General features: G+C 68.2%; 3 protein-coding genes. 2 read left to right on the forward strand and 1 reads right to left on the reverse strand.

Translation table 11 applies throughout. The features are described 5' to 3' along the window. The first annotated feature begins 266 nt into the window (after positions 1 to 266). The gene (locus AC1DKQ_RS19165; RefSeq protein ID WP_476919853.1) at positions 267 to 4838 is read left to right on the forward strand and encodes an ExeM/NucH family extracellular endonuclease; all 4572 of its coding nucleotides are present in this window, start codon (positions 267 to 269) and stop codon (positions 4836 to 4838) included. A gap of 229 nt (positions 4839 to 5067) precedes the next feature. Here the strand turns inward: AC1DKQ_RS19165 and AC1DKQ_RS19170 are convergent, their stop codons facing one another. Continuing rightward, positions 5068 to 7308, reverse strand: coding sequence for an FAD/NAD(P)-binding protein (locus tag AC1DKQ_RS19170; protein ID WP_476919854.1), 2241 nt, complete (start codon positions 7306 to 7308; stop codon positions 5068 to 5070). 84 nt (positions 7309 to 7392) lie between these two features. Between AC1DKQ_RS19170 and AC1DKQ_RS19175 the strand changes: the two genes are divergently transcribed. After that, entirely contained in the window at positions 7393 to 9672 is a 2280-nt protein-coding gene (locus AC1DKQ_RS19175; protein WP_476919855.1) for a prolyl oligopeptidase family serine peptidase, read from the forward strand. Positions 9673 to 9878 lie beyond the last annotated feature (206 nt).

Here is a 9878-nt window from a genome sequence, read left to right on the forward strand (position 1 = left end):
CTGCCGCTCACCTGCAACACCAGTCACCATTGCCCGGGGCTTTCGAGCCGCTCCGGGAAGGCTGCGGCGCGTCTCGCTGGGGGACGTCCCGCCGAATGCACGTTTATTCCATGCGTTGTTCATTCACCCCTGTTTGGATGGGCCCGGCGCGACTTGACCAGGAGTTCAGGCCGGCCACTTTCCGCTGCACCCTGCGGACGCACTGCACCCTGCCTTTAACGGCACCCTGCCCCCTACCCGGGGCACCCTAATGAGAGTTAGAGCGGATGAAACCAACACCCTGGAAAACAGTGCTTGGCACAGCCTTGTCGGCGGCGCTTATCGCGGCTCCGCTGGCGGCGGGGCCGGCCAATGCCGTGGAGGCCGCCCCGGCGGCAACCGGAACCTCGCCGGTGGTCATTAACGAGGCCTACCTCAGCGGCGGCAGCTCCGGCGCGGCCTTTAAGAACAAGTTCGTCGAGCTCTACAACGGCTCCGATGAGCCCGTCTCGCTGGAGGGCTGGTCCCTCCAGTACCGCTCCGGCACCGGGACCGGGACGCCGAGCTCGGTGGCTGCCCTGACCGGGAGTATCCCCGCCAAGGGCTACTACCTGCTTAAGGGCGGCAGCAACGGCACGGCCGGCGCGGACCTGCCGACCGCAGACGCCACCGCCACCGGTTTCAACCCGGCCGGGGCTGGCGGCACGATCGTGCTGGCCAGGCAGGCCGGCGCGCTCAACCCGCTGCCGACCGGCTCAGTCATTGAACCGGCCAATGTCGCCGACCTGCTCGGTTACGGCACCTCCAACACGTTCGAGACGCAGGCGGCCGCCGCGCCGTCGGGTAATACCGACGTCAAGAGCCTGAACCGCAGCAACGGCGCGGACACCAACAACAACTCCGCTGACGCCACGCTCAACGCGGCCATCACGCCGAAGGCCGCCAATGGCGCCGCCCCCGCTCCTGTCGACCCTCCCGTGGACCCGCCTGTGGATCCGGGACCGGGTACTCCCCCGGCCGCCAAGACCATTGCCGAAATCCAGGGCAACGGCGCCGCGAGCCCGCTGGCCGGATCAGCGGTCACCACGCGCGGCAGGGTCACTGCCACGTTCCCCACCGGCGGCTTCGCCGGCTACTACGTCCAGACGCCCGGCACGGGCGGCGATCTCACGCCAGCCAACCACGCGGCGTCGGACGCTGTGTTCGTCTACTCGCCGTCCACGGTCGGCTCCGTCAGGATCGGCGACTACGTCGAACTCACCGGCGCAGTCAGCGAATTCTTCGGCATGACCCAGCTGAACGTCACCGCGGCGGCCGATCTGAAGAAGCTCACCGAGGCCGCCCCCGAGGTCAAGGCCACCGGCTTCGCCCTCCCCGCCGACGAGGCCTTCCGCGAGTCCCTCGAAGGCATGCTGCTCACCCCGCAGGGTCCGGTCACTGTGGCGGACAACTTCTCGCTGAACCAGTACGGCGAGATCGGCCTGGCCGGCGGCAGCACAGCCCTGGCACAGCCCACCGCCGTCGCGCCCTTCGGCTCCGCGGAGTACACGGCCACGGTCGCGGCCAACGCCGCCCGCGGCATCAAGCTCGACGACGGCGCCACCACGAACTTCCTCAAGGACGCCGCCACCAAGGCCCAGGTGCTCCCGTACCTGACCCGGGCCGATCACGTCCGGGTCGGCGCGCCCGTGACGTTCAAAACCAACGTGGTGCTCAGCTATGCGAACAGTGCCTGGAAGTTCCAGCCCCTGACCCAGCTGACGCCCGCCAACGCGGACACCGTCCAGCCGGCAAGCTTCGGCGCCACCCGGGCGGACACTCCGGCCGCCGTGGGCGGGAACCTCAAGCTCGCCTCCTTCAACGTGCTCAACTACTTCCCCACCACGGGCGACCAGGTGGCGGGCTGCACCTTCTACCCGGACCGGGACGGCAACCCCATCACCGTCAAGGGCGGCTGCGACGTCCGCGGCGCCGCGAACGCGGAAAACCTCAAACGGCAGCAGGACAAGATTGTCGCCGCCATCTCCAAGTCCGGGGCCGACGTCGTCACCCTGATGGAGGTCGAAAACTCTGCCCAGTTCGGCAAGAACCGGGACGACGCGCTCGCCAAGCTGGTGGATGCGCTCAACATCGCCACCCCGGGGATCTGGGATTATGTCCGTACGCCCGCCAACGCACCCCCGCTGGCCGATGAGGACATGATCCGCACCGCGTTCATCTACAAGAAAGCTGCCGCGGAACCGATCGGCGAGTCCATCATCCACAACGACACGGTCGCTTTCGCCAGCGCCCGCAAGCCGATGGCCCAGGTCTTCAAGCCCGTGGGCGCCGCCGATGACAAGAAGTTCATCGCGATCGCCAACCACTTCAAGTCCAAGGGTTCCGCCGCCACACCGGAGGACACCGACAAGGGCCAGGGCGCCTCCAACCTCGCCCGCACCGCCCAGGCCAAGTCCCTGCTGGCGTTCTCCGACGAACTGCAGAAGTCCAAGGGCACCGACAAGGTCTTCCTGATCGGCGACTTCAACTCCTACGCCAAGGAAGACCCGATCAACGTCCTCACGGGCGCCGGATACGTCAACCAGGACGAGAAGGCGAAAAACGCCGACGGTTCTGCCAAGCATTCCTATCTGTTCGGCGGCCTCGTGGGCTCGCTGGATCACATCCTCGCCTCGCCGGCGGCCAACGCCGCCGTCACCGGCGCGGACATCTGGAACATCAACTCCGTGGAGTCCGTGGCCCTGGAGTACAGCCGCTACAACAACAACGTCACCGACTACTACGCTCCGGACCAGTTCCGCGCCAGCGACCACGATCCGGTGGTGGTGGGCCTGAACTTGCCCGTCACCCCGGCCAGCGTGGAGCTGAACTTCCTGGGCATCAACGACTTCCACGGCCGCATCGATTCCAACACCGTGTTCTTCGCGGGGACCATCGAGAAGTTGCGCGCCGCCGCCGCCCCGGGCGCCACGGCGTTCATTTCGGCCGGCGACAACATCGGCGCCTCCTTGTTCGCCTCGGCGGTGGCCAAGGACCAGCCGACGATTGACGTGCTGAACGCACTGGACCTGCGCACCTCCGCGGTGGGCAACCACGAGTTCGACGGCGGCTGGGCTGACCTGCGCGACCGCGTCACCGCCGGCGGGACCAACGCCAAGTTCCCGTACCTGGGCGCCAACGTCTATGCGAAAGGCACCACCACCCCGGTCCTGCCGGAATACACCGTCCTGGACATGAACGGCGTCAAGGTCGCCGTGATCGGCACCGTCACGCAGGAAGTGCCCTCCCTGGTCACGCCCTCGGGCATTGCGGACCTTGAGTTCGGCGATCCCGTCGACGCCATCAACCGGGTCGCGGCAAAGATCAAGGCGGACAAACTCGCCGACGTCATCATCGTGGAGAACCACGACGGCGCCGGGTCAGGCGCGCCCGACGGCGCCACTTTGGAGCAGGAAATCGCCGCCGGCGGCCCCTTCGCCAAGATGGTCCAGAAGGTCACCCCGGATGTTGCCGCGATCTTCAACGGCCACACCCACAAGCAGTACTCCTGGGACGCGCCCATCCTGGATTCTGCAGGCCAGCCCACCGGCAGGACCCGCCCGATCGTCCAGACCGGAAACTACGGCGAGTTCATCGGCCAGATCCAGCTGACCATCGACACCAAGACCATGTCGGTGACCGGGTACAAGGCCGGCAACGTCCAGCGCACCACCAGCGCCGCGCAGCCGGCTGCCGACCTGGTGGCGCAGTACCCGCGGGTCGCGGCCGTGAAGACCATCGTGGACAAGGCCCTGGCCGAAGCCGCCGTGGTCGGCAACCAGCCAGTCGGGAAGGTCACCGCGGATATCACCACGGCGTTCGCCGGTTCCCCGGCCGTGCGCGATGACCGGGCCAGCGAGTCCACTCTCGGCAACCTCGTGGCGGACTCCCTGGTGGATGCGCTGAAGGCGCCGGACCTCGGCTCCGCCGAAATCGGCGTCGTCAACCCCGGCGGCCTGCGCAACGAGCTGTACTACGCGCCCGACGGCACCATCACGTACGCGGAGGCCAACGCGGTACTGCCGTTCGTGAACAATCTGTGGACCACGTCCCTCACCGGTGCCCAGTTCAAGACCCTGCTGGAGCAGCAGTGGCAGACCAACCCGGACGGCACGGTTCCCAGCCGCGCGTACCAGCAGCTGGGCCTGTCCAAGAATGTGAACTACACCTACGACGCCGCCCGCGCCGCCGGTGACCGGATCACCTCGATCCGGGTCAACGGTGCAGTGATTGACCCGGCAAAGTCCTACCGGATCGGGACGTTCAACTTCCTGGCCACCGGTGGCGACAACTTCCGCATCTTCAAGGAAGGCGCAGGCACCAAGGACTCAGGGCTCGTGGACCGCGATGCCTGGATCAAGTACTTGCAGACCCACAACCCGGTCTCGCCCGACTTCGCCCGACGCTCGGTGGCCGTGGTGAACACGACGGCGGCCGAGGTCAAGGGCGGGGAATCCATCACCCTGGCCGTTTCGAAGCTGGACCTCACCTCGCTGGGCAGCCCGGTGAACGTCTCGCTGCGCGTCGAGTTCACGGATGCTGCAGGTAAGGTGACGTCCCTTGGCACGGTACCGGTGAGCGCCGGCGCCGCCAATGTGAGTGTGTTGGTTCCGGCCGGCGCCGCCGCAGGCACGGGCACCCTGGCGCTCACCGCCGTCGAATCCGGCACCGTAGTGAAAGCGGCCGTGTTGGTCGCGGCCAGCGTCCCCGTCCCGCCAAAGTGCACGCCTCCGGTCAAGCCGACGAAGTGGTACGACGTCTTCGGCTGGATCAAGTATTCAATTGCATGGATCCAGTACCAGAAGTGCCTCAAGGGCTAGGCGCGTAGCACCGCATCAGTGGACATGCCCTCCCCTGGCCCGCAGCACTGGACATAAGCACCACGTGTCCAGTGCCCGGCCCCAAGGAAGGGCATGTCCGTTTTTGCGAGGCAGGCTAACCACGGGTCATGTCCATCCTTGGCCCGCAGCACTGGACATAAGCACCACATGTCCAGTGCCCGGCCCCAAGGAAGGACATGTCCGTTCCTGAGAACCGGTCGAGGGCGGGCTAATGAGCCAGGATGTCGCGGGCGATCTCGTCGGCGTCGCGGAGGGTACGCTGTCCGCTGCGGTAGACGGGGCCTGACTTCGGCCGGGCCTCGGCGGCAATGGCCGTTCCCCATTGCGTGGCGGAGAGCTGGAGCCCCAACACGTAGAGTCCCGGCGTCACGGACCCGTTGGCACCCACCGGCCGATACGGATGCGGGACGACCTCCAGCCCGGAGGTCTCCACCGGGGTTCCCTCCACGGTCATCATGAGGCGCGGCCGCACCAACCCCTCGGCGAGCAGCTGTTCCAGCAGAGGCGAGGAATTGACGGCTACCCGGTTGGCCGGTGCCAGGGCCTCGATCATCGCCGTCGCGGACACCGCACCCGGCACGGCGCTCTCCGTCCGCGCCCTCGCTGAGCCAGGGCCCCGAACACCGGCGCTGTGCATGCCCGCGCCACCCACGATGCCGCTGCCAGCGCCAACACTCGCGCCGACCGCACTCGCGCCAGCGGAAGCCCCGGCGCCAGCACTAACAGAGCCCACGCCCACACGGTCCAGTCCGGCCCTGTCCAGTCCAGCGCTGTCCAGTCCGGCCCTGTCCAGTCCAGCGCCCTCTGACCCTTCGCCCAGGGTCTCATCGGTTTCGCCGCCCACCCAGGGCGACGCCGCCGTGAACGTCCGGGCCCGGCGGTCCACGCCGAATTTGGGGTCCGGACCCACAAAGCGTACGACTCCCGCCCGAGCCAGCGCCGCGAGCTGCTCAGCGCGCAGCGCCGGCGGCCCGCTAGCCAGGCCTTCGACGAAGGATTCGAACCAGCCGCGGAGGCCCGCGACCCAGGATTCGTCCGTGATGCCGCTGTCGGCCACGGCGGTCTTCAGTACCGCCCGGCCGTGGTGCAGCGCGCCGATCGCCATCTTCACGGGGTCGTCCTCGCCCAGTGCCGAGCGCAGGGCGTCGTCGAGAAGGTAGTCGACGACGGCGGCGTCCAGTTCAATCCGGGAGCCAAACGAGCGCCGGGCCAGGGGCGCCGCGAGACCGAGCAGGTCCAGACGGTGGGCTGCCCGGACATGGACGGAAATCACCGATTCCGCGGCGTTCTCCCACTTAGCGGTCGAGTGAGCGTGCGGCCGTAGGGCCTCCTCCAGGGCGCGCAGGAACTCGACCGGCCCGGTCAGGATGGCATCGGGCTGCGAGCGCGCGAGGGTCGAGTAGTAGGCCCAGATCGCGTCCCGGTGCAGCAGCGGCCAGAGGTCGAAGTCGAAAGAGGGCCGGATTCCGGATTCGGCGAACTTCGCGATCGCGTCCTCGGTGCAGTACCGCAACTGGACCTCGCCCGGGTAGTAGCCGGTAAGCGTCGCCTTCGCCCGGTACGGGGTTCCGCGGCGCGAGGCCGCGATGATGAGCGGCTCGCGGCCGGATGGCAGGTACGTCAGTTCTGTGTTGCTTTCCCCGGCAACGAACCGGCCGCCGCGCCCTTCCGTCAGCTGTCCCATCACGTCGAAGAAGTTCAGGCCCATGCCGCGCACCAGGACAGGTTTTCCGGCCGGCACCACGGACCAGTCGACGTCGGCGGGCGCCGCAGGCGGGACGTACAGGAGTCCGAGTTCCTCCGCAGCGGAGAGCAGCTCCCGCTGTTCGGCGTTCAGCCGTGCGTCCAGATGGCCCATGGCAAGCACCACGGAGTCGACGGTAAGCACCGTCCCGTCGTCGAGCACGACGTCGAACCGCACCGACGATTCCCCAGGGGCGGCGTCCGCCGGGTCGACCGGCTCGGCGGCGGCGTGACGGACGGAGGTCGCCGTCGCCGGGTGGAAGTCCACGCTGACGCCGGCTGGCAGCACGGAGAGTAGTTCTTCGAGGGTGGACCGCAGGTAACGGCCATAGAGGGCCCGGCTGGGGAAGTCCGCCTCGCCGAGCCTGGACACCTCGTCGCGTTCCTCGTCAGTGAGTGCTGGCTGGGGGTGGCCCTGCTGGAGTTCGCGCCACTGGTCGAACGTGTGCCCGGCAAGTGGCGGAGCAAGTTCCGGGTCCTCGGGGACCAGGGTGGGATAGAAGGATTGTGTGTTCATCAGGTACAGCCGCGACTGTCCGGGCTGCCAGACGTGCCCCGGGCCCGCCGGGTAGGGGTCGATCACGTCGACGTGCAGGGTTCCCGCGGCGCCGGCGGAGGGCCAATTGGCGAGGAGCCGTTCCAGCACGCTCGTGCCCCGGGGACCGGCGCCTATCACTGCCGTCCGGATGCTTCGCGATGTGCCCACGGCATCCAGCGTATCGGCAACCCGGCCGCTGGCTTGACGCCGGCGTGACTTGCTACTGCCGCACCGATGTTCTTGGATTGAGAAATGACCACCACAGAAGCTGATCACCCGTCCGCGTCCGGCCAAGCCAGCGGCGCCCTCCCGGCGGCAGGGACTTCCCCCGAACCCGTCGACGAGAACATCTGGCTGGAGGACATCTACGGCCAGGAGCAGCTGGCGTGGGTCCGTGAACAGAACGCCCGCACCGAGGAGCTCCTCGAAGATACCGAGTACGCCGCCCTGGAGGGCAGGCTCCTGGAGGTTCTCGACTCCACCGACCGGATCCCCATGGTGGGCAAGCACGGCGAGTGGTACTACAACTTTTGGAAGGACCGGGACAACCCCAAGGGCCTGTGGCGCCGAACCAGCTGGGACAGCTACCGGGCCGGGACTCCAGAGTGGGATGTCCTGCTGGATGTCGACGCCCTCGCCGCTGCCGAGGGCCAGGACTGGGTCTTCCACGGCGCCAACTTCCTCCGTCCGGGCCCGGGTGAACCGCACCGGCGGGCCCTGCTGGCCTTCTCGCCCGACGGCGGGGACGCGAACCGCCGCAGGGAGTTCGACGTCGAGGCCCGCGGCTTCGTGGACCCGGCCGACGGCGGATTCGACCTCCCGACCGGCAAGGGCAACGCGTCCTGGCTGGACGGGGACACCCTGCTCGTCGCCACCACCGCCCAGGACCTGCCACGGACCACCTCGTCCTATGCCCGGACCGGGGTGAAGCTGCACCGGGGGTCTTCCTTGGCGCAGGCAGAGCAGATTTTCGAGATTCCCGAGGACCACATGATGGCGATCGTGGCCCACGACTCCACTCCGGGCTTCGAACGCACATTCGCCGTCGACTGGATCAGCTTCTTCGAGAAGAACACCTCCGTGCTGCGCGACGGCCAGTGGCTACAGATCGACGTGCCCGCCGACGTGAACCTGAGTTCGCACCGCGAATGGCTCCTGTTCCGCCCGCAGCGTGACTGGACCGTCAACGGCACCACGCACCCGGCGGGTTCCCTGCTCGCTGCCGGGTTCGAGGACTTCCTCGCCGGTTCCAGGGACCTCGCCGTGCTCTTCACGCCCGATCCGCACACCTCACTGCAGTCCTGGAGCTGGACCAGGGACTTCCTGCTGCTGAACCTGCTCCGGGACGTGTCCTCGGAAATCCACGTCCTGGATCCGCGGCGCCCGGGGACGGACGCCGCGTGGGAGGCCACCGTGCTGGACGCCTGCCCGCCCCTGCACGACGTCAATGCTTTCGCAGTGGATGACGAAGACGACGCCGAGGGCTCGGACGATGACGGCACCGGCGGCGACGCCTCGGTGGCCGAGGGCGAGGCTCCGGGAGCAGGGAACGACTTCTGGCTCGTAGCCACCGGCTTCACGACGCCCACCACCTTGACCCGCGGGACCCTTGGACGCGATGGTGGCTCCGTCACCAGTACGCACGAGGTGATCCGGACTTCGCCGTCGTTCTTCAACGAGGCCGACTACGAAGTCCAGCAGCACTTCGCGGTCTCAAGCGATGGGACGAAGGTTCCGTACTTCCAGGTGGCCGCCAAGGACCTCGTGCTGGACGGCCAGAACCCCACGCAGCTGTCCGGCTACGGCGGCTTCGAGATTTCGCGGACTCCGGCATACAGCGGGGCGATCGGCCGCGCGTGGCTGGAGCGACGGACTGCGGAGTCCAGCGGCGCCGTGGGTGAGGCCCCGCACCGCCGCGGCGGCGTCTACGTGGTGGCGAACATCCGCGGCGGCGGCGAGTACGGGCCGGCCTGGCACCGCGCCGCGCTGCAGGGCAACCGCCACCGCGCCTACGAGGACTTCGCCGCCGTGGCGAAGGACCTGATCTCCCGCGGCGTCACGTCCCGGGAGCGGCTCGGCTGCGTGGGCGGCTCCAACGGCGGACTGCTGGTGGGCAACATGCTCACGCAGTACCCGGAGCTGTTCGGCGCCGTGTCCTGCGGGGTCCCGCTCCTGGACATGCGCCGGTACACCAAACTCTCCGCGGGCTATTCCTGGATCGGCGAATACGGCGACCCCGATGTGCCGGAACAGTGGGAGTTCCTGAAGACGTTCTCCCCGTACCACCTGCTCAAAGACGGCGTGGACTACCCGGAGACGTTTATCTGGACGGCCACCTCGGATGACCGGGTGGGCCCGGTCCAGGCCAGGAAGATGGCGGCCCGCATGCAGGCCATGGGCATCCCCAATGTCTGGTTCCACGAAGCCCTCGAGGGCGGCCACGCGGGGGCCTCGGACAACCGGCAGGCGGCTGCCCTGCAGAGCCGCAGCCAGCATTTCCTGTGGCGGGCCCTGGCCGGCCGGGAGGCCTGATCCCGCACCCCCGAAAGCAATGGGCATCGCGGGGTCACTTAGCGCCCATCCCGACGCGGCAAAGTCAATCAGTGGGAGCAACGCAGGGGGTTAGGCTGCGTGCAGCAGCTGGTTCAGCCGGTTGGCTGGGGTTTCCAGGTTCAGGGTGGGCCGGGGCCGGCGGTTGAGTTTCGCGGCGACCTGCCGGAGGTCCTCGGGGGTGTGAA

It is taken from the genome of Arthrobacter sp. 05L421 (assembly GCF_056397785.1).

Bases quoted from the DNA above. Each gene is read 5' to 3' on its own strand.
- AC1DKQ_RS19165 (WP_476919853.1), top strand. From the start codon at position 267: ATGAAACCAACACCCTGGAAAACAGTGCTTGGCACAGCCTTGTCGGCG.
- AC1DKQ_RS19175 (WP_476919855.1), top strand. From the start codon at position 7,393: ATGACCACCACAGAAGCTGATCACCCGTCCGCGTCCGGCCAAGCCAGC.